We start from the raw sequence: 25372 nt of genomic DNA on the forward strand, positions 1-25372 counted from the left end.
GCTAAACTTATCCAGGCCCTCACGCTCAGAAAGCGTATCCAGGCCCATTAGCACTTCCTCCAGCTTGCCTATCCGGTTGGCACTGCCTGCCAGGTGCACATAGTCAGAGGTCACTGCCTGCTCATAGCCCACGGTCTTCTCCCACCAGTCATAGGCGGAAGTATAATTGCCCATACGCTCATAGCTTTCGGCTGCTCCTTTGGCGGAGCGGTAGCGCTCCTTCTTATGGTAGGCCTTTACATAGCCATCCGCTGACTCCTCGTAATTGTACAGACCGTACTGTTTATCTGCGTAACGTAAAAGCGCATTCTGCGCGTTAGTCAGAGCAGGAAAGCCGGCAAAAAGCAAGGCTCCCATTAAAAGTATTCTTACAGTTTTCTTCATAATCAAAACCATCTTGAGTTCTGCATTCGTTGTGATGTGGGTTTGTAACCCAGCGATATCTTCTTAGACCCGTTATTTTAACAGTTCTATACATTCAGTGAATGGTCATACACATATCCAGACGTATCAGCAGGCCTAAGGGCTGCTAATGGCTATTTTGAGTAAGCGGCAGCCTACACACAGGGCCAGTCTTTCGCAATATCAACATTTTGGGCCTACAAGCCATAGTTTATTTTGAAATTAAATAATTTATATTCAATATCATTCTTTGATCACCTGGATCCACCCTTTAAATTCATGACTGAGCCCATCCCTATCGATGGTTTCCAAAATATAGTAATACGTACCTGCATCTAAGCCATAAGCCTCCCAGTCGTTTTGATAATTATCAGACTGATACACATGATCTCCATATCTATTAAAGATGACGATTTCACTGTGATCAAATTTGCTTAGCCCAAGGATTTCGAACTGGTCATTGTCTCCATCTCCATTAGGAGTAATTACATTTGGAATTCGGAATTCGAGAATCGTATTCACATCCGTGGATTCATTGTCTGTACGATCCGCATCTTCAGCACTGCTTATGACTGTGGCGGTATTGACTACCTGTCCAGCGCCAATGGCTTTGACTGTCAGAGTAATTGTGAAGCCCGATTTTGCACCCATCACAGGAATAGTCCACAGCAGCTTTTGACCGTCTACCTGAGGTTCCAGGCTGAGTCCGCCAGCAGTCACCTCGGAGCTAATATATTGCAGATTATCTGGCAAGACATCTGTGATCTGCACTTCCGTGGCTTCGGTATCCGAATCATTGAGTAGGGAAACTTGATAGTTAAACACAGCCCCTTCGTAGATTTCCGCTCCTTCAGAAGATTTAGAAATAATAAGATTCACATTTCTAACGATGAGCACCACCTCTGTAGGATCATCTGGATCACCATCACCATTTATATCCTGATCAAGTGGATTTTGAGGATCATCAGAAATATCGGTAACCTGTGTACCTCGTGGATTTTCCCCTATTGCTAAAGCGCTATGGACGACTATTCCGTTTTGGATATCTGCCTGGGTAAGGATATAATATCCAGTAAAGGTATTCTGGTCAGTGGCTCCCGGAGCAAGGCTCGGAATAGGCCCACCCAGCATCACGATATCCGGTGAGTCGATAGTAATATTATTGATGGTCACATTGCCCGTATTGGTAATTGTGAAAGTGTATTGGATGGTTTCTCCCACCTCGGCAAAGCCATCTCCATCATTATCTATCCATGATCCGGTCATAGTGGTGGAGATACTTCCTAATACTGCTGGAGCAGGAAGTAGCGTTTCGGTGACATCTTCCCCATCCCCATCCCCATCTGGGTCGATGTTTTCTGATATATTAGGATCATCTGAGCGATCCTCGACAGCAGCTCCCTGAGGATCCGTGGCGATGGCCATGGCGGAGTTTAGCACCACCTCTGCCAGTATATCTGCTTCTGTCACGGTATAGCTCGCCATAAATGTAGTCAGGTCTGATTCTCCAGGAGCCAAGAGAGCTATTGGGCCACCGCTAACTAGGACCTTCTCATCGGAGAGCGATATATTGCTCAGCGTGACATTACCATTATTGCGAATGGTGAAGGTATAGTTTATGGTTTCACCAAGATCAGCAGTTCCATTTCCATTGGCATCCACCAGAGTTCCTGATTTACTTAGGTCCATGTTTCCTGCAATTGGTGAGGTATGTGTGAGGGTGATATCTTCCTCATCACCATCACCATCCAGGTCTACACTTTCCGAGCTGGCAGGGTCATCCGAAATATCTGTCACTAGACTGTCCCTTGGGTCTATTCCTTTAGCCAGGGCTGAATTTAGAATTCCACCATTTAGAATATCCTGCTCCGTCACGGTATAGCTTGCGGTGAAGGTAGTATTGTCCGATTCTCCAGGCTGAAGACTTTCAATCTCCCCACCCATCATGGACACTTTTTCATCTTCTACGGTTATCGAATGCAAGGTAATATTGCCATTATTCAATACGGAGAAGCTATATTCTATAATCTCTCCAGCATCCGCCAACCCATTATTATTAAGGTCCTTAAGATGAGAGGACTTGGTCAGATCCATATTGCCAAGGGCAGTGCTAGTCGGGAATAGGGTAATATCTTCACCATCCCCATCCCCATCGGTATCAATATCATCAGGATTGGAAGGATCATCGGAGACATCCGTAATCACCTGACCTGTAGGATCCAGGGCTGAGGCGGTCGCACTGTTGCTGACCTCTCCATTGAGAATATCTGCTTCAGTGACTGTGTAGGAAGCACTAAAAGTTATTTCATCCATTATTCCAGGCAGGAGGCTAGAGATCGGGCCTCCACGCATGATCACCTTAGGATCATCAATGGTGATTTCGCTTAAGGTGACATTTCCATTATTCAATACGGTGAATTTATAATCAATAATTTCACCGGCATCGGCCAGTCCATTTTGATTTATATCATCAAGAACGGCAGATTTTGAAACCGCCATATTGCTGATGACCTCTGGGGTAGCAACCATGGTAATATCTTCACCATCCCCATCACCATCTTCATCGATATTGGCAGGGTTATTTGGATCATCGGAGACATCAGTAATGATTTGACCCACTGGATCTAGGCCTGAGGCTAGAGCACTATTGCTCACTGATCCCGCCAAAATATCCTCTTCCGTCACGGTGTAAGTAGCGGTGAAAGTACTAGAGTTGGTTTCTCCAGGAGCTAAGGACTCCAGCTGTTCACCATTTACGATAACTTTAGGGTCCTCAATGGCTACCCCCATCAGACTCACGTTTCCGGTATTGGTTACAGAGAAGGCATAATCGATGGTTTCACCCACATTGGCCAATCCATCACCATTGGTATCATTTAGCGTAGCGGCTTTGGATAAAGCCATATTACCAATTATCTCCGCAGTACGGCTCTCCGTAATATCCTCGCCATCTCCATCACCATCTCCATCCACATTAGTAGGATTATCAGGATCATCGGAGATATCCACTATCACATTGCCCAGAGGGTCTGTAGCGGTGGCGGTGGCGCTATTGCTCGCATTACCCTCAAGGATATCAGTCTCCTGGACGATATAGGTCGCTGCAAATGTGGTATTATCTATTTCGCCAGGGGCAAGACTAAGGATCGGTCCACCCGAAACATCGACTTTGAGGTCAACTACCGTAATTGAAGTGAGGGTGACATTCCCCGTGTTTCTTACCGTGAAGGTATATTCTATAACTTCGTTAAGATCAGCAAGACCATTACCATTGGTATCTAGCAAGTTAGCCTTCTTGGACAGGTCTATATTTCCATCTACAGGGGAGGTTTCCGTATTGGTAAAATCTTCTCCATCTCCATCGCCGTCTTCATCATTGTCCTCCAAATTATCCGGATCGTCTGATCGGTCAGAAACTTCATTTCCCGAAGGTTCTGTGCCTGTTACCAGCGCTGAATTACTCACTCCTCCATTGAGGATATCCAGCTCAGAGACGGTATAAGTCGCTGTGAAGGTGCTAGTGTCTTCTGCTCCCGGTGCGAGGCTGGCGATAGGGCCTCCCAGCACGGTCACCATAGGATCATTTATGCTAATATCACTTAGACTGATATTTCCAGTATTGCTCACGGTAAAGGTATAGTCAATGACCTCACCAGCATCCGCTAGCCCATTTTCATTGAGGTCATTGAGGCTTGCTTTCTTGGTCAAGGCCATATTCCCTTCGTTACATAGCTCATAGACCGTAGCCTCATCATTGTCCGGAGCTGTTCCGGAGAGGTCGCTGACCATCACATTATTGACATCCAGGGCGGTCCCTGTAGCTTGATTGACGAAGTCACCTCCATCAATATCCTCCTGGGTCAGAATATGCATTCCTATAAAGTTCCACGTTTCGGTCACATCCAGTTCTCCGTCCAAATCCTCATCGCCGCTGATCAGGCTCACTGAGTTTGGCGCTAATAATGGATCAGTGATTTCCACGGTGGACAGGCTCACGTTGCCCGTATTGGTCAAGGTAAAGAAGAAGCTGAGAGACTCCTCCGCCTGATCACAGCCATCCGCATTCTCATCATTGGAAGCGGCAGTTTTTACCAGTGCGATTCCTCCTTGCTGGCAAAGGCTAATCAAGGTGGCCACATCGTCCTCCGGACTGAGTCCTGAGAGATCTGTCACTGGGCTGCCTTGAGGGGAGTTTGCAGTGACAGAAGCCTGATTACTCACGATACCAAGGTCAATATCCTGCTGAGTAATGGCATAGTTCACTCCATAAGTCCAGGCCTCAGAAATATCCAATAATCCATCCCCATCAGTATCTCCCTGGATATATACGATTGGTCTTTCTGTGATAAAAGGATCGCTAATGCTCATATCCGAGAGCGTGACGTTTCCGGTATTGGTGAGGGTAAAGATAAAGCCAATGGTTTCGCCCACATCGGAGCAGCCATCTGCATTGGTATCTGAGAAGGTGCCAGTTTTGACCAAAGCAATACTTGGCATCTCAGAAATATCCAGCACGGTCACATCATCCTCCGTATTGCCATCGCTGTCATCCCCATTGTCGGAGACATCTTCCACAGGGGTATTGTTTGGACTAAGTGCCTGGGCGGTCAGGGTATTGCTTATTCCACCAGCATCCATATCTGACTGTGTCAGCGTATAGCTCACGGTATAGCTCGCCGTCTCTCCTGGCAGCAGACTACCTTCTGAGCTTCCTGAATCACTTGATAGAAATATTGGTACCGGCATAGGCTGGATAAGTAGCCCATTATTATCCCTCAGAGAATCGGTGAGGCTGATATTTCGCAGGGTAACATTTCCGGTATTGGTGATCCTGACAGGATATACGACTTGGTCTCCTGCATCCACAGAGGTATTGCCATCCATTTGATTGATTCCTGGCGAAGCCTTGACCGCTTCAAAAGATACTTGTTCAGGAATCCAAAGTTCTGTTCTGTCATTGATGGTATTGCCATCTGTATCATCTCCATCATCGGACAGCTCATTGATGGTCGTCCCTTGCTTAGTCTGGCCTTCCACCAAGACCCCGTTGGAGACGCCACCGGCATCGATATCTGCCTGAGTAAGGGTGTAGAGACCTATATAGCTGGCAGAGGCGCCAACTTCCAGTATGCCTTCCACACTTCCATCCTGCTGCGGTTGATACGTTGGCCCAGAACTTAGGCTTAGTGCATTGCCTCTAGCATCTGCAAATTGATCCGTCATGGAGATATTGGTCAGGGTTACTGAGCCAGTATTAGTGACAGTGATGGTATAGGTAATAATATCCCCAGCAGAGCTGGTACCATCTCCATCCACATCCTCTATAGCCAAGGTCTTTTCGGCTTCCATGCTTGGAGCTTCGATTACAGTCAACACGGTGGGGTCATTGATCAGGTTTCCATCGGTATCATCACCATCATCTGACACATCCGATATTGGGGTTCCTTGAGGGCTGGATACATTGACTTCAGCACTGTTTATCAACCCGCCTAGGTCTATGTCATTTTGACTAAGAGTATAGTTTACCTCATATATGGCGGTTTCCATCGGCAGGATAGTCCCCTCAGGGCTATTCATCGTACTGCTGACAAATGCCAGAGGAACAATAAAGGTCAATGGATCTCCTTGCGCATTGGTAAAGGAATCAACGATGGTCAGGGAGTTAATTGTGACATTCCCCGTATTGGTCACTGATATGGTATAGAAGATTTCATCCCCTTCGGTGATGGAGCCTGAGGCATCGAGGTCCTCAAGCCTCAATACTTTAACGGCCTCCAGCGCTGGCATTTCGGTGATCCAATAGTCTGTTCTATCGTCTGTAGTATTTCCATCTGTATCGTCTCCATTGTCAGATATATCTATGATGAGGGTATCATCTGGAGTCATACCAGATACCTCCACGCTATTACTAACACCACTGGCATCTATTCCCTCCTGAGACACGATATAGGTAGCTGTGTAAACGGCCACTTTCCCAGGATCTATCATTCCTTCTGGATTGTCAGAAGCAGCGGCATTGAAAGCCGGATTGGTGCTCAGGGCTAAAGGTCTACCGTCGACACCTACCAAAGAGTCATCCAAGTCCAAATTCCTTATGGTGACATTTCCGGTATTTTCCACTCGAATGGTATAGGTGATGACATCTCCTACAGACCCTAAGATCCCATCGCCATTGGTGTCGGCGATGGACTGAGTTTTTTCAGCTTCTAATGCTGGTGCAGAAGTCAAGATGGTAATCGTCGCATCATCGCCATCTCCCGCCCCATTATCTGAGGTATCCATGATAGTTTGATCCTTTGGATCAAGGCCTGAGACCGTGGCACTATTCGTGGCTCTTCCATCATTTAGATCTAGCTGACTGATAGGGTAATCGTAGCTTGCAATGGCCACCATTCCTGGCAGCAAAGTCTGCGGCATCAATGCCAAATTACTCACAGGTAAGCCCGCATCGTCTATTACCAATTTCCTCACAGAGACATTTCCACTATTGGTCACGGTGAAGGTATAGGTGATTAAATCGCCCACATCATGCCGTCCATTTGCGTTTCTGTCGATTACCTCCGAGGTTTTGATTAATTCCAGTAAAGGCTCCTGCGTGATATTCACGATGCTTTCGGCCTCCTGACTTACCTCTATGTCTTTAGGGTCGAGTCCTTTTGCCTGAGCAATATTAATCACCTGTCCTGCATCCATATCCAGCTGAGTAAGGGTATAATCCACCTGAGCTATGGCTTCTTCGCCAGGGCCAATAGTGCTGCGGGACAAGGTCAAATCTGCCGCAGCCGGCAGGTAATCATCTTGCAAAGTCAGCTCATCTACTGTTACGTTTCCGGTATTGGTAATCGTGATGGTATAGCGGATGATATCCCCTGCACTATATCTTCCATCCCCATTATCGTCTGCGTAAACACCTACTTTTGTCATGGCAAGAGCCGGGTTTTTAGTCAATCTGGTCAAGGTAGGATTATCTGGTCCGTCTGATGGATCACCATTATCGGAGATATCCGATACAGGCTCCCCATTCACGGCATCCACCCCACTTACGGTGGCGGTATTGCTTACCGAGCCTGCGTCAATATCTGCTTGCGTAAGGATATAATCCTGATCTGCGATGCTCCCAATATCACCTGGATCAAGGGAGGAAAGAGTCACAGGAACGGCCACCAAGCCCAGAGCCGGGTCATCAATGGTAAGGTTATTTATAGTGACAAATCCAGTATTGGTGACTGTAAACTGATAAGTAATCGTCTCCCCTGCTTCTGGTATTCCATCGCCGTCATCGTTCAGGGTGGCAATTTTATCAAACTTCAGCTTGGCCTCTGATGGCAGATAAGTGATGGTCGGGTCATTATCCGGATTGCCATCAAAATCAGTGTCCGCCGCATTTCCATCATCGGAAATATCAAATACTTCCGTTCCTTCCGGATCGATGCCATCGGCTCTAGCCCTATTTATCACCCTGCCATTATTTATATCATCCTGGCTAATGGTATATTCATATTGCGCCAGCGTAAACTCTCCCGGATCCAGACTCGCCACCAATAGCGTGATCGGAGCTAGCTTGGCATCGGTGATGCTGAGGTTATCTACGGTCACATTTCCGGTATTTTCCAGTCGGAAGGTATAGCTTATCAGATCCCCGGCGTCATTTACATCATTTGCATTATTATCGATTACCTCCTCGGTTTTTATTAGGTTTAGCGCTGGCGCGAAAGCTGTTTCCAGTAAAGTAGGATTAACATTTCCATTGAGCTTATTTCCATCATCCGTTTCCGAAGTGAGGCTGGTGCCTCGTGGAGTCATGCCAGTGATAGTGGCGGTATTAGAAAGACCCCCAAGATTAAGTGCCGATTGTTCCATAATATAAGTCGCCCTATAAGTGGCCGTCTCTCCTGGCAAGAGGGTTTGTTCCGGGCTATTTTTGCTCGCCTTCACAAAATCCGGCCCGGAGCTCAAGGTCAATGGATTCCCCTGCATATCACTAAGCTGATCCACTACGCTAATCGCATTAATGGTGACATTTCCTGTATTGGTCACAGTGATAATGAAGGTCACCAGATCGCCTGCAGTATCAGTACCACTGTCATCGGTATCCGCTAGAGAAGCTGTTTTGACCGCTTCCATAGCGGGCATTTCGTCTATCAACCAAATGGTAGGATTGTCATTTCCATTATTTTCATCGCCATCATCAGAGCTATCGGTCACAGCGCTACCGTCAGGAGATACAGCCGTCACGCTAGCCTGATTGCTCAGTCTTCCGAGATCCACATCCGATTGGCTTAGGCTGTACACCGCACTATAGCTTGCTGTTTCGCCTGCCTGCAGAGTTCCCTCAGCACTTCCTAGGTCTGCTTCCACGAAGTTTGGCCCGGCATCCAGGTTCAGAGGATTACCCAAGGCATCGGTAAATGTATCCGTAAGGACCAGCCCTGTCAAGGTCTGATTACCGGTATTATGAATACTAAAGGTGTAGGTAATAAGGTCATCCAATCCGCCGCTGAAGCCATCATTATTAGAATCTTCTACCGACTGTACCTTGATCATTTCAATCCCTGGTATAGCAGTAAATGGTGTTATCGTAGGGCCATTACCCTCACCATCATCAGAAGGGTCGGTGACCAGATCTCCATCAGGATCCGTACCGCTAACGATGGCCGAATTGCTCACTTGTCCGCGATCGAGATCCTCCTGGCTGATGAGGTAGGAGGATTTTACCGTTGCGGATTGATTTGGCAGCAAGGTAGATGGGCTAAAGCCCAGGTTAGTTATTCCCAGAGTTTCATCGGCCAGTTTGAGAATGCTCAGTGTCACATTCCCGGTATTGGTTACGGTAAAGGTATAGACGATATTATCTCCCACATCATCCATCCCTGAGCCATTGGTGTCCTTTATTTCAGCGACCTTGATCAGGTCTAAGGAAGCCTCTTTGGGGAGTTCCACCACCGTAGGACCTGTTCCATTAGGGTTATTAGAGACAGCATCCACCGTTTCTCCTTTTGGATCTGTGCCTTCGGCAAAGGCGGTATTAGCAAATTCTCCCGCATCAATATCCGCTTGGCTGAGTGGGTAGCTCACCTGAAGCTGCGCCGTTTCCTGGGGCAATATGCTGGCAGGAGATAGGGCTGTACCGGGACTGTTGATACCGATTTTCTCATCCGTAACTCTAATAGTATTAAGGGTCACATTCCCGGTATTGGTTATTAGGAAATCATACACAATATGATCCCCGAAGCTGGCTCTTCCATCGGCATTTGCATCCACCAAAGTAGCGGTTTTCATTAGGCTGAGGGAAGGAGCATGGTCCAGGTTGGTAATGGTCGGGTTATTACTTCCATTTCCCACATTGCCATCATCGGAGATATCCGATATGGATGTAGATCCATCCGCTGGGTTGGCAGTGGCGATAGCTGTATTTTCGGCATAGCCAAGGTCAATATCCGCCTGAGTCAAGGTATATATCACCAGAGCGCCGGTTCCCGTCTGGCCAGGCCCGAGATTTGCAGGGCTAATCGGCACTGCTACCAGCCCCAGATCTGGATCGTCAAAAGTGACATTTTCCACCGAAATATTCCCGGTGTTCCTTACACTAAATGCGTAGGTAATGGTTTCATTAACCTCAGGAATCCCATTTTTATTTTCCTCATTGAAGGTGGCTATTTTATCGAGTTTTATAAAGCCTTCGGTAGCCAGGTCAAAGAAGGTAGGATCATTGGTACCGTCCGAGTCGGGGTCTAGAGGGCTATCACTTGCATCTCCATCATCGGAAATATCCGTAACCATCAGCCCATCAGGATCACTGGCCTCAGCATTGGCGGAGTTGACGATCTGACCATTATCGATGTCCTCCTGGGTCAAAGTATATACTACCGAAGCTTCTGCAATTTGCCCTGGCAAAATCACTGTTGGCGCCAGGCTCAGGTCTGTTCCCGCAGGTAGGAAGTCATCCGTTAAGCTCAGATTATCCAAGCTGACATTCCCGGTATTTTCGAGGCTAAACAAGAAGGTAATCTGATCGCCAGCACTGTGATCGCCACTGGCATCTAAGTCCACGATTACTGTGACTGTTTTGGTCAAGGCCATAGAGGCTTCTTTGGGGATATTGAGGACTGTAGGATCATTACCCGTATCTCCGGCGCTGGTATCTCCATCATCGGAGATATCACTCAGAGAAGTACCCTGGATCGTCTCGGCACTTACCGTCACGGTATTGCTCACACCTCCAGCATCCACATCGTCCTGACTTATCAGATAAACAGCAGTATACGTTGCCTTTTCGTAAACAAGCAAGGTTCCTTCCTGGCTTCCCCGGTCTGCGGTGAGGAATTCAGGACCTTTGGTAAGACTGAGTGGCTCCCCATTTCCATTGGTAAGCACATCTGCCAACTGGATATTTCTCAAGGATACATTTCCAGTATTGGAGGCGGTGATCGTATATTTCAGACTATCACCAGCAGATGGGGATCCATTTTTATCCATATCCAATAACCTAAGTGTCTTAATGGATACCAGGCTAGCCGCTTCGGCGATTTCCATCTCCGTGGCATCATCAGTGGTATTGCCATCCGTATCATCTCCATCATCAGAGACATCCTCGATCGTCCCTTCAGGGGTATTTGCAGCAGCCGTAGCCCTATTGGATAGGCCGCCTGCATCCACTACAGATTGGGTAATATAATACTTGGCAAAATATGTGGCTTGCTCCCCAGGAAGTAATATTCCCGGCTCGTTATCAGAGTTAAGGGCATTGAAAGTAGGCCCAGCATCAAATTCCAGCGCATTGCCCAGGGCATCGGTAAAGGCATCTGTGAGGCTCACTCCGGTGAGGGTGACATTTCCTGTATTGACCAATTGAATAGCATACACTATCTCATCTCCTAATCCACCGATGATTCCATCGCCAAATCCACCATTATTCGCCAAGTTATTATTATCGGCGATGGCCTGAGTTTTGGTGGCCTCTAATCCTGGCACTTGGGTGAATAGGCTGACAGTAGGCTCATTTCCATTGCCAGCAGTGGTACCGTCATCGGATACATCTGTGATATTTGCCCCGTTCGGCGACTTCCCGGTTACCACAGCCGTATTAGTGACATTCCCCGCATCAATATCAGCCTGACTAATGTCATAGGTCACGATAGCCTGCCCTTGTTGGCCTGGCTGAAGTGTGGAAGGACTGATCCCTAGGTTCAGCTCATTGATTTCCTCATCATCGATGGATATCAGGTCTATGGTTACATTTCCAGAATTGGTCACGATGAAGGTAAATTCTATTTGGTCCCCTGCATCATCTCTATTATTGGTATTGACATCAATAAAGTTGGCCGTTTTTACCAGGTTTAGCGAGGGCTCGGGGGTGAAATTCACCACAGTTGGCCCAGTACCGCTACCATTTTTGGAGGTAGCATTGATTTCTCCGCCTTTAGGACCGACTCCGAAGGCGATGGCAGAATTAGTGATTTTGCCAGTATTGATATCCTCTTGACTGAGGCTATAATCGATCACAAAGTAGGCTGACTGCTCCGGCACCAGACTGAGAAGCGGGATAGTTCCTGCCAGGTCCTCAAAGAAGCCCTGGTCGGTAAGCCCAATTCTAGGATCATCAAGCAGTAGATTATCCACTGTCACATTACCGGTGTTGGTCACTGTAAAGGTATAGGTAATCTGATCCCCAGCATTGTCGGTATTATCTGCCCCACTATCCATCACCGCTTCCTTGAGGAGGCTGATGGATGGAGACTGAGCATAATCAGTTTGACTAGGATTATCTTTTCCATTTGTCGGATTCCCATCATCAGAGACATCTGTCACAGGGGTACTGTCATCGGCTCGACTTCCATTGACCGTCGCCGTATTGGTATTATTACCCAGGTCAATATCAGCTTGCCGGATGGTGTACACCTGATCTGCAATGGTCCCTACTTCTCCGGGAAGCAAGTTGGCTGGGCTCAGCGCTATCCCGCTCAGTTCTAAAGCAGGATCCTCCACGGCAAGATCGTTGATCGATACCTGACCGGTATTCGTCACCGTAAAGGCATAGGTAATCGTTTCGCCATCCTGTGCTAAGCCATCACCATTCTCATCATTGAAAGTAGCTATTTTGATGAAGGTAAGCTGCGCGTCTGTTTGCAGGTTCATTACGGTCGGATCATTACCCGGATCACCATCGCCATTGCCATCGCCAGGATCGCCATCATCAGAGACATCCGTCACCAGGTTACCGTCGGAGGCAGTGCCTGAGATGGTGGCGGAATTTTGGATTTCGCCCGAGTCAATATCGTCTTGAGTAATATAATAATCGACAGAAATATTCGTCACCTGGCCAGGAACCAGCTCATCTTCCAGCAAGGAAAGGTCCGTACCCACAGGGAAGAATGGATCCGATAGTGTCAGTCCAGACAGGGTAATATTCCCCGTATTCTCCACCCTGAAGGTATAAGTAATTCTATCTCCTTCACTGATATTAGTAGAAGCATCCAAGTCCGCTACCTGGCTATGAGTTTTGATCAAGGTCACTGCTCCAGCTCGCAGCACTCCCGTAATGGTCGGATTATCATCTCCATTGGAATTGTCTCCATCATCGGAGACATCCTGCACAGGATTTCCGCTATTGGTGTCACCAGTTACAGTGGCGGTATTTGCCACTCCGCCGGCATCAATAGCCGCCTGAGAAAGGGTAAAAGTGCCCCTATAGGTCACCACTTCACCCGGGATCAGGGAACTGCCATCTCCATCTTCCACAGAGCTATTCACAAAGGAGATCGGAGAACTTAGGCTCAGTGGATTTCCCTCAGCATCCGTCAGGGCATCTGTAAGAGTGATTCCTGCGATGCTCACGTTTCCCGTATTGGTAAGGGTGAAGGTATAGGTAATCACATCGTTTTTAGATATTTCACCATTATTATCAGGATCTGAGACCACGGCGGTTTTTAGCAGTTCCATCGAGGAGGTTTCAGGCACCAACAGTTCGGTGGCATCATCGCTAGTGTTCCCATCTGAATCATCGCCATCATCCGAAAGGTCCGAAATTGGGGTTTTCCCATCCTGCCCTATTCCGGAGGCAAGGAGCGAATTGATCAGTCCTCCTGTATCTATGTCTTTCTGAAGGAGGGTATAAGAAGCTGAATAAGTAGCAATTTCGCCCGCTTGAAGCGTCCCCACAGCACTTCCAGCAGAAGAAGACACGAAGCTAGGCCCTGCATCTAGGCTTAGAGAAGTTCCTTGGGAATTGGTAAAGGTATCATTCAGGGAGATTCCCGAGATATTCTGGCTTCCTGTATTCTGTAGACTTATAGAATAGTTTACGACATCCCCTTTGGTAGCAGAATTACTATTATCAAGATCGACAAGGGACATGGTCTTAATAGCTTCCAGACAATAGAAATCCACCTGAACCACCAGAGGCGAGGCCATGGAGCAGCCATTTGGATCAATAATCTCTACGGAATATGTCCCTGCGGCAAGTCCGGTAAATTGTCCAGTTGAGTTTTCAGAGGCAAAATTATCTATGCTAAAGCGGTATCCGCTGCCTGCTCCACCTGAAGTCTGAAGAGTAAATGCTCCAGAATTTGGTGCCGAGCAGGTGGTATTTTGGTGCTGTGCTAATAGCTCCTCCGCAGTGATCACTTCAGGCTCTGATAGCGTAATCGAAAGTGGGTTTATACTCAAGCAGCCATTGGCATCGCTAAGGGTGAGGTAATAGGTGCCCGCATTTAATCCTGAGGGGTCTTCCACGGTCTCTTGTCCGGCAGGAATGGTACCATCCTGAGTAGTCCATAAATAGTTATATGGTGCGGTGCCTCCAGTAGGGCTCAGATCAATGGAGCCTGTGCTGGCACCTCCACATAGGAGTTCGCCCACAGTATAAGTAGCCGTCACTGGAGCGGCAGGCTGGCCAATGGTAATATTTTCTATCAACTGCTGACATTGGGTTTCCACTTCGGTCACCAGCACCGAATAGGTACCATCATACAGTTGGCTCTGGCTAGGGCTTCCAGTCTGGAGTCCCCCACCATCCACAGTAGTCCAGGCGAAGGTATAATTTCCGCTGCCTCCTTCCGCAAGTAGGGTGATGGATCCGTTGTTGCCATCAAAACAGCTCACATCATTAAGATCTGTAAGTGTCACCTCCATACCTGAAATATATTCTGGCACCTCCACAGAATTTGGCAGCACCTTGCTACAGATTTCGGGATAGGCGGTGGAAGTGATGGTAATATCTATGTACTCTCCTGAAGCTAGTCCACTGATGATCAGTGTACCATCCGCTTCAGTGCTGATGATTCGGTCAGGAGTCACTGATCCTTCGAAGGTATAGCTAATCGAATAGGAGGTATTGGGAAATAAGCCTCCGCTGGAAAGGGTAATCTGGCCGTCATTAGCTGGTAAGCAGGTCGATGGGGAGCTGGCGGCAGCAGTGAGTGTGACTTCATCTATTTCGCAGCATGCATCATTGATGGATTCATCTATCCAGTCGGTGAGAGCGGGAGCTTCGCAGCCTATTGCTGAGATAGTCCCATCAGGACTGATATCACCTGCCCCGATGGTAGTATAATCTGCGGTATTGACCTGAGTCATATCGTATCCTGCTTCCAATCCATCGGGGCAGGTATCGCCATCACTGTCCAGGTCAAGGAAGTCAGGGTAATTGTCAGGTCTAGTACCTGAAGCAAGATCAGTATTTTGAGGAATAATAAGGCCTCCAAATGATTCGCCCGTTTCGCAACCCGTAAGTGGGTCAATGGTATCGCCAAATTCAAAAGCGCAGCCATTGGCAAGGTTACCATCGGCTTCTATCGCATCCGAGATGCCATCATTATCACTGTCTAGATCCTGACTATTTGGGATGCCATCATTATCAATATCATAGCAATCTGGCAGTCCGTCCTCATTGGCATCCAGGAGGAAGTGCACCTCGTAGGCGACAAATTCGCTACCTGTTTCTCCCGAAGACTGAGTACCATTTCCTTCCACGGGAAGGCGTACATTTCTATTGGTACCGGAGAGGGCTGTATAATCCACGCTAACACTTGCTTTGCCATAAGGCAATTCAATACTCCATTGAGAGCGATTATTATAAACAGCGAATAAGGTAAATGGTTGTCCAGAATACAAGTGGGCTCCATAGCCTTCGATTGCTCCTTCCGCCCCATCAAAACCTGCCGGAACTGCGCCGGTACTGACGGAGTTGGAAGGGCAGTCAGCAGCATACCTGAAGTCGCAAAAATCGGATATGGCGGGGTCGTTGATGCTTGCATAACCACCATTCGCCCAAGAAAAAGCCCATTCACTGCCTTCATTATTGGCGGCAGAAGTAGGATCACCGTGCTGTCTGATGGTGATGACGGGGATATAGCCCGGCGTCACATTAGAAAGTGTCAGGGTATGCCCAAAGGCATCCGGATATTGATTAGTATTGGTGAAATTTGTAACCGTCAGTCCATTGAGATCGGCAGAATACCTCAGGTCGGTATAGCCTTGGAGATTATTTCCTGTGATTTCATAATCTGCGCTGATACTGCCGCTAGTGAATGTCCCTCTTCCTCCTGCACCAATAGAAGGAGTGGCAAAGGTAATTGCTTCACATAATTGATTTTCCAGTACGTCTGAAATGCCATCATTGTCATCATCTACATCAAGATAATCAGGCACACCATCCCCATCAGTATCCAAGGCGGCATCATCAGCACAGTCGCACTGATCGCCGAGTCCATCGCCATCTCCATCGGCAGATTGGGTCTGACTGCTGCCCAATCCTTGGCCTGTGGTGGCTATGATAGGGACTCCAGTGCTTGGACTATTAGGGTCTAAATTCACCTGTAAACCCAAATTGGTATTTATAGGCTCAGCATAACTATTTCCTGCGGCATTCCCACCATCCATTGAGGAGGCAATCAGGTCGGCGGGGAAGAATGATCCTGCCCCTTCTGTGGCATCCGGGCAGCCATCACCATCTGTGTCCAGATCAAGGTGATTGGGAAGACCATCCCCATCCACATCATTATTACAGGTAGGTTTAGGAAACAAAGCAGGCTGATAGTCTTCAATTATTATATATATTTCCCGCACAGCGGCATAATAAACGATCCCCGCCTCGCCGGTAATTCGGTATTTCTCAAAAGGAATTCCAGGCTGCAAGGTATTGGCAAAACTCTCAATGGCATTAGTAGTGGTCCTATTGGAAGCCGTACTTAAATCTATCCACTGGGAACCATTATATCCCTGTAGCTTGACGGTATTGGCATTGCCGGAGGTAAAACCCCATGCATCCATGGAGAAGTCAAGGGAGCTAATGGCAATGGCAGTGGTAGGTCTGATCTCATAAATGCTGCGGCCGACGGCATTTTGATTGGGGCTTAGGGCCGCATACCTGCCGCCAGTATCTACCCCATCAATGGCAACCTGTGGCAACTGGCTATTTGCATTGGGTCTTAAATCAGACTCAATACCCGTGATCACCTTTGCCTCCAGCTCTGTAAAGAAACATCCCGGGCTTTCCACAATATCGAGAATGCCGTCATTGTCGTCATCCAAATCAATCAGATCAGCTATACCATCTTCATCTGAATCGAGGCATTTTACACGTTCAGCATCATAGGCATCAAACGAATAAGTATAATCCGGCAATCCATCGCTATTCGCATCTATACCATCCCCCTCATGTAATCCATCTCCATTGGTATCGGTGATAGTAGTGCCAAAGGTATGGTCTGCGGTCTCGGTACTTATGGCTCCAGCCTCAAAACTATCGCTACATCCATCACCATCACTGTCCAGATCGAAGTGATCCATCACCCCATCCTCATCAGTATCCCTACCTTCGCAGGCGGTAAAAAAGCTTGTGATTGATTTGGGAAGTAATAGCGTTATACGGGAGGAGTTTTCATATTTATTAGAAATATAAGAAATCTGCGTCCCTGAGGCATTGATCAATACCGCTCCGTGTCCTTCCCCACCGATAAGCTTAGTATCGTTAATCACAGAAAGGTAATTATTGGAAGTAAGCACACTAAGGCTGGCGCCGTCCTGGAAGTCAAATTCCAATGAGCCGTTATTTGATGGGTCAACAGTATTGCCGCTACCCATAGAGTAGATCTGGAATACAGGGTTCATGATCGGCTGGGAAAAAGTAAAGGTATGCAGCACGTCCACACCACTGTAAGAGGTAAACATAGTGCTGGCATTGGTCTCTGAGGAAGTCATGCAATACTGGCTCTTATTGGTCAGTACACCTGCATCGGTCAGGCCTCTTACATCCCCTGTATAAGTCACATCAATAGTGCTTCCGTTGATGACTACAGCACCGAAAGCAGTATTAGTATTTTGATCAAAGGACAGCCAGGTGACTGCTTCATAATCCGGCAGAGTCTCGCAGGTGAGTTCCTCGCAGACAAATCCTTCGGAGCGGTCCAGTATCCCATCATTATCATCATCCACATCCTGCATATCCGGCACACCATCTCCATCAAAATCGTTACATAATTCAAGATCGGTATTCAGCGCAAAGTCATTATAAGTTGAGGAATAATCAGGAATACCGTCATTATTGGCATCCACGGCATCCACCAAGCCATCCCTATTGCTATCTGGCCCTGTAAATTGGTGGTTTGCTATCTCCGTGGTAATGGCACCGGCTTCATAACTATCACTACAAGTATCTCCATCACTATTAGGGTCCAAATGGTCCGGAATACCATCTCCATCGGTATCTCTATCGGCGCATTTGCCATCGGCATCCGCCACGCTTCCTATCGCAAGGGTAAGTCCTGACCAGTTTTCTGATTTATTGGAGGTAAATTCGATGACCCTCTGGGTACCAGAAAACAATAAGGAACCATCACCTGTGGCCCCCACTATGGTATAATCATTTACATTAGCGAGGTATCCATTGGATTTTGTTATTGACACGCTGGCAGTAAAGGTATAGGTCACAGCGCTGGCAGAGGAGGGATCCAGGTTACTTCCAGCCCCTAGAGACCATACTTGGAATACAGGGCTTACCACTGGTTTAGAAAATGTAAACCTATGCACCACACCCACCCCGCTGTAAGTCTGAATCATATTGGTGGATCCACTTGCTGCGGCAGTCGGGCAGTACTCACCCGAAAGCTCCAGGGGTCTAGTGGAGCTTGGAAGACTTCGGACATCGCCCTCATAGGTTACGGTCACCACCTCACCTGAGGCCAAGGTTACTGAGCCCTGAGCCGTTTTTGAAGAGGTATTATAAGAAGTCCAGTTTACAGCCTTATAGTTGGCGGTAATGTACCCACAGTCGATCGAATTACCTGGGCAGATCAGCCCCTCATCGGTATCCAATATACCATCATTATCATCATCGATATCGATCAGATCTCCTACCCCATCATTATCCGTATCTATACAGGCATCTATCGTGGCATCATAGGCGTAAGGCAGGAGAGTATAATCTGGAAAACCGTCATTATCAGCATCTACAGCATCTACCAAGCCATCGTTATTGCTATCAGTGCCTGTAAACTGATGATTAGACACTTCTGAGGAGATGGCTCCCGCTTCGTAGCTATCGCTACAAGAATCATCATCGCTATTGAGGTCATGGTGGTTTGGTATTCCATCATTATCCGAGGCTACAAGGCATTCATCCTTGGGATATCTGGAAGCATTAAAATTAACTACATTAGGGACAATCTCATAAACCCTATTATAGTAAGTCGCTCCAGAGACTCCTAAAATTCGGTATTTTGTATAGATGGCACCTGTCTGATTGAAGGTATAAGTATAGGTCTTATTGGTGGTCTCCGGCTCACTAAGCTCCCCAGTCACATCCACCCATTCGGAACCATAATAGCCCTGCCACTTAAACACCGCTGTGCTTCTGAAAACGCTGTATTGGAAAATTATATCAATGGAACTTAGTTCCACAGGGAATATCAATTCTAGCTCATATACTGCCTGTCCTGTGATATCGGTGTTCAGGACTCCATAGCTAGCGATATTATTTTCCACGCCATCATAGAGCTCATCGAAGGAGTAAGCAGCATTAGTATTATAATTGGTCAGGGAGCTGGAGGCCGCATTGAATCTCACCTCTATAGGAGTATAGAAGCATTCAGGGCTTTCTGTGGCATCCAATATCCCATCATTATCATCATCGATATCTATAATATCCGGAACCCCGTCATTGTCCTCATCGGAGCAGAGGTTGATGGAACTGCTAAGAGCATATAGTTTATAGGTGCTTTTATAATCAGGAACGCCATCGCTATTAGCATCCACGGCATCCACTAGCCCATCTCCATTGCTATCAGCTCCACTAAACTGGTGATTGGCCGTCTCCGAAGAAATCGCTCCACCCTCGTAACTATCACTACAGGTATCTCCATCACTATTTAGGTCAAGGTGATTTAAAATAGTATCACCATCGGCATCCTCTGTGCAATTCTCTCGTGGATATTCGGAGCCTTTATAGGACTCATCTGTAAGGACTATCAGTTCTCCATACCCCTGATTACTTGTCAATCCAGATATACCACGGAGACGATAGTAGGTGTATTTTCCCTGGTTTTGGGTAATGACAAATTCATCCTGATCAGGATTTGGGTTACTGATATAGGTGGTTTCGGTATTTAAATCAATCCAATTGTTCCCATCATTGCTGCCTTGCAAAACGATCCTGGCGTTATTAAAGAAGCCATAGGTATTGGCATATTGGAATTTCAAGCCAGAGATTGCCATTGGAAGGGGGAATTGCACCATATATATTACCTTATCGGTTATATTTTGGTTTGCCTCATAGCGCATATTGCTTGCGGTGGTTTCCTGCCCATCGATGGATTGATTGACATTATAGGTAGTATTGAATAGCGACAAGCGGGTACTCACGATGAGTTCGCCGATTCTATCTCCAGCGGTGATACTTTCGGCAGAATAGAAGCAAGATGGACTTTCGTCTTCGTCCAGCACCCCATCATTATCATCATCGATATCTGTATAGTCGGGCACCCCATCTCCATCGGAGTCTATACATAAGTCATAGTTTTTCTTCATCGCAAAAATGAAGTAAGTGTTGGGATAATCAGGAACACCATCATTATCAGCATCCACCGCATCCACCAGCCCATCACCATTGCTGTCAGGTCCCGTGAATTGATTGTCTTTAATTTCGGAGGAGATAGCGCCAGACTCAAAACTATCACTGCAGTCATTGCCATCACTATCTGGGTCCAGTCGATTTGGAATGGTATCTCCATCTGTATCGATATCCTCACATTGGCCACGTATGGAGGCGATGTCCACTGCGGAGGAGCCATTTGCAAAGACTAATTCATGAATATATTTCCCTCCTGTATCCTCGAGGGTGACGATATGTTCACTTCCATCGGGATCCATCCTATCGAGTATCGTATTGCCATATTGGTCACGGGCGATAATCCTTACATTCCCGCTAGGAGCAGGATCACTGAATATCGAAAAATAATCAGTCACCTCCTTGGTCACCCCATCTCTGCGATTGATAAATTTGATGCTTGTCCCTGTGCCATTAAAGATCATTTTGCCATCGGTATCCCCGTAGGCTGTCCAGGTACTATGAGATATAATTCTAAAATAATCAGTATTGCTGGTGTAATTGGTTGTCTCCACATGGTTGATCCTGATTCCATACTCTTGCAACCAATAATCCTGATCATGGTTTCCCGTGGCGAGTCCATCGGTAAGATTGGCATAGCTCGCATCCACACAGTCCATTTCATTCACATCCAATACCCCATCATTATCATCGTCAATATCCTTTACATCTCCTATGCCGTCTCCATCAAAATCCGCGCAAAGATTGGCCTCCGCCTTTGTCGCATAATTCGTATAAGTACTTTCATAATCAGGCAGACCATCATTATTGGCATCTACAGCATCCACCAAGCCATCCCCATTGCTATCGGCACCACTAAATTGGTGCTGAGGAATCTCAGAGGAAATCGCATTTGCCTCATAGCTATCACTACATTCATCCCCATCCGAATCTAAATTCAAATGATTGTAAGCCGTGGCTACATCTCCGGCACAAGCTGCTTTAGTATATTTGGAAGGAACATAGCCGGAGACCTGTGGGATAATTTCATATACCCTATTATAATATGAGGTGCCTGATATTCCTAAAAGCCTGTACTTGGTATAGAGGGCTCCCGTCTGATTTAGGGTATATGTATAGGTTTTATTAGTCGCTTCTGCCTCGCTGAGCTCCCCTGTGACGTCCACCCAACTTGCCCCATCAAAGCCCTGCCACTTGAACACAGCGGAGGTGCGGAAAACATTATATTGGAATAGGATATCGATGGAAGTAAGCTCCACCGGGAAGGCCATTTCCAATTCATAAACGATCTGGCCAGTGATGTCGGTATTGATAACACCGTAAGTGGCCAGATCGGTGGTCACCCCATCATAAAGTTCCTCAAAGGAGTACGCCGCATTAGTATTATAATTAGTAAGGCTACTGGATGCATGAGTGAAAACCATCTCGGATAAAGCGTAAAAACATTCCGGGCTTTCGGTGGCATCCAGCACTCCATCATTATCATCATCGATATCCTCCAGATTGGGGACATTATCTCTGTCAAAATCGAGGCAGAGGTTATAATCTGTACTTCTGGCATATAGCTCATAGGTGCTGATATAATCGGGTATGCCATCATTGTCCGCATCCACGGCATCCACCAAGCCATCCTTATTACTATCTGGCCCTACAAACTGGTGATTGCTTATCTCGGAAGAGATAGCTCCTGCTTCAAAACTATCACTACAAGAATCTCCGTCACTATTTCTATCCAATCGATCCACGACGCCATCCCCGTCAGTGTCCACATCCACGCAGGTCGTGGCTAAAGATCTAAAGCCCGGACTTTCAAGATTTAATGCACCGCCATTCACATAGGTATGCCGAATGGAATATTGGTACATGGCAGGGATGATGGATTTTGATTTTATATTGATCACATAGATTGCAGAACCTTTGGTATAGGATATTCCACTTTCAATATTATCTCCGATATTTAGAGAGATGGTCGTATTGGTAGCGGAAGCCAGGGTGGCGGTAAAAAGCGATTCATCGTATTCGAGGATAAAGCCCGAATGGTCGGTGGTACCATAAGGATTGTCACTGCGGTTGGTAAACTCAAACTCAGCCCCACCAGTATAAAGTTGCGTGAGACTATACTGAATCCAGCCTCCGGGAGCTCCGCCCATATTGGTCACCTGATTGACCTCATCAGAGGTACCAAGCAAAGGATAAGTTTGGTCATCCGAGTCAGGATCTACAGAGACGGCCAAGGCAAATAGATTATTCCCCGCTTCATGGGATAAATTAGCGGTCTTGGTATTATCATTAATATTCGTAACCTTATTCCTTCCTCCGGTGGCGGGCAGACTTTCTGCGCAATCTAATATTCCATCATTGTCATCATCGACATCCACCAAATCCCCAATCCCATCATTGTCCGAATCAATACATAAATCCAGGTATTCATTCAGTGCATATTGAGAATAAGTGGATTGATAATCTGGAACCCCATCATTATTGGCATCCACCTCATCCACCAGACCATCACCGTTGCTATCCGAGCCATTAAATATGAAATTTGAGGATTTGGAATCAGTCGCTCCAGCTTCATAGCTATCGCTGCAATTATCACCATCAGCATCTGCGTCTAGATGATCCGGGATAAGATCACTATCCTTATCACAATATACCTTCCCAAACATCTGAAACAGCGTACTCGCCCCCCCTACAAATCCGGAGGATAAATTGCGAAAAGATATTCTTTTTATGGCTTTAGTCTGGTCAAAATAGATTATGCCTGAGCCTTGGTTCGCATTGCTTTGAGCTCTGGTGATCGCTAAACTATTTCTTGCCGTGATTTTTTTTATCCCATCAGTTGCCCCTGTTCCAAAATATGCAATTTCCTCAGCAGTGTAATCCGCCTTTACCTTAATGGTGAAATTTGCATTGGTAAGCACTGTACCATCTGCATACTCAATTTCAAAATCTCCATAGCGGGTTTCTGTAGCTACTGACTTGAAAGCAAGGGAAAAATTATTAATAGGAATATCAAATACCCATGATTGGCCTCCTCCCTGCAGATCGTTATCGTCATTAACCGTAAAAGTGGTGAAGGTCGGTACATTATTACCATTTACAGTAAATAGATCCTGGCCACCGCAAATGACCGTAGGTATCGTGGCGCTTTCCATTAATGAACGATATACGTTGGCCTCATCTACATCTAATATACCATCATTATCATCATCGACATCATCGCGATTGATGACCCCATCACCGTCATTATCACAATAGATATTATAATTACTATCTGCTAAAGTACAGTCCACCACTGCAAACTGCACATTATCCAGCTGGGGAGAACCGAAATCATCCTCCGAGGCACTGTCTGCACACTGCCCTTTTGCTACCCCAAAAAACTCAATGGTCACAGGGCCGGAGGTTTCTATATAATAACTTTGGGAATAGCTGGACCAATTGCTCGTGCCCGGAAGGATTCCCGAATCAGTCGCCGCCCCGGAAATGGTATAGCCTATGCACTCAGCGCTTTCAAAAACCGCAGAATGATCAAAGGAAAAATTATATACCTTCCCAGCAGTGACCGCTATGGTCTGAGAGATCCGAAAAGGACTCGCTCCTGTGCTGTGCAGTTGGAGTGCTTGAGTTCCATTACTTGGACTGGGACTGGCTGGATCGCATTCCTTCAGCAGCGTGACGCCTGCTCCCTCACAAGTCACCGACCAGCCGGGTAGGCTCGGACAGCCTTCAAAGCGACAGGCTGCGTCCGCCATCACGGTGGACTCAAAACTACCATTGACGACCAAGTTTGATTGTCCAAGTACTTCCTTTGAACAAAAAATAATATTGAGTAAAAGTAAAAATAAAAATAGTCTCATATCATTATAAAATTTTACTAGTTCATTATTGCCAACTCTTTAAAATCCCTACGCTGATAAATGATTAAAACCATCTTGAATTCTGCATTCTACGCTGCTTTGGTGCCAGATAATAGCCCAGAGAAATCTCATGAGAGCCATTCCCATAGTGATTCAGTACATTCAAATTATGATCATAAGCGTAGCCAATGCGCCAGCTGCTCCCCGCAAAAAACTCCATTAAGAAAACCACCGAATTCCTATTGCTCAGGTTATCAGGCAGGTTATCATTCCAGATCTTGGTATTGGAGCGGTAGCTGGAGCCTAGCCAAATTCTTTCGAGAAACAGAAACATTAAGTTGATATCATAATTGGTAGGAGCACCCTTCACTTCTTTCACCAGGAAAGACGGCTTTATTTGCACAGACTTGGAGAGTGGCAGCAGCATCCCGGCAGTCAGGTAATAATGGAAGTCATGGTAGGCCAAAGCGATGTCCTTGCGCTCCAGGGATTTCTTGCCAATAAGATTATAGGCACTTAAGCCTGCATAGAATCTTGGGGTATTAAAGAATATCCCGGTATTGAGGGTTGGGGTAAATAGATTTACCCTTCCCTGAGGGATTTCCGAATCCGGGAAATCATTGGGGTCCAGTACCGAGCCATCGATCACATATTCCGAAACGCCGCCACCTATTCCTAAACCTAGGAAGGACTCCTCTCCTGTCTGCACCCGGTAGGCATAAGTAGCGGTAATATTATTGGTCATGGCAGGCCCCAGCTGGTCATTATAAAGGGACAGACCGAAGCCCATCCGACCTTCATTGGCACTCATATCTACTGAGGCAGAAAATGTCCTTGGAGCTCCTGGAAAATTCACCCATTGGCTCCTGTAGCTGGACTGGAAATAAGGCATGCCCTTATAGCCCGCATAACCGGGATTTATGCTCAATCCATTAAACATGTATTGGCTATATTGCGGCAGCTGCTGGGCTAGGCCCCTACGGGGAGCAATACCTATTGCTCCCATGATAATTACTAGCCAGATTATTTTTTTCATCGCTTTCATGAG

General features: G+C 46.8%; 2 protein-coding genes and 1 pseudogene. All 3 read right to left on the bottom strand.

Annotation, left to right across the window (positions count from 1 at the left end; all coding sequences use genetic code 11):
* Positions 1–384, bottom strand: a pseudogene (locus B050_RS22215) (OmpA family protein); the annotation flags it as partial.
* Positions 385–645: 261 nt separating this feature from the next.
* Positions 646–24324, bottom strand: a complete 23679-nt coding sequence (locus B050_RS23420) for a DUF7507 domain-containing protein (RefSeq protein WP_157492690.1) — start codon at positions 24322–24324, stop codon at positions 646–648.
* A gap of 64 nt (positions 24325–24388) precedes the next feature.
* Positions 24389–25369 carry a PorP/SprF family type IX secretion system membrane protein gene (locus tag B050_RS0109900; RefSeq protein ID WP_026235776.1) on the bottom strand — a complete coding sequence of 327 codons (981 nt, stop codon included), beginning with the start codon at positions 25367–25369 and terminating at the stop codon, positions 24389–24391.
* Positions 25370–25372 lie beyond the last annotated feature (3 nt).

Source organism: Echinicola pacifica DSM 19836, assembly GCF_000373245.1.
Taxonomy (GTDB): domain Bacteria; phylum Bacteroidota; class Bacteroidia; order Cytophagales; family Cyclobacteriaceae; genus Echinicola; species Echinicola pacifica.

What these genes read in the sequence shown, in the direction of transcription:
- B050_RS23420 (WP_157492690.1), bottom strand. Translation starts at nt 24,324, where the DNA reads ATGAGACTATTTTTATTTTTACTTTTACTCAATATTATTTTTTGTTCA.
- B050_RS0109900 (WP_026235776.1), bottom strand. Translation starts at nt 25,369, where the DNA reads ATGAAAGCGATGAAAAAAATAATCTGGCTAGTAATTATCATGGGAGCA.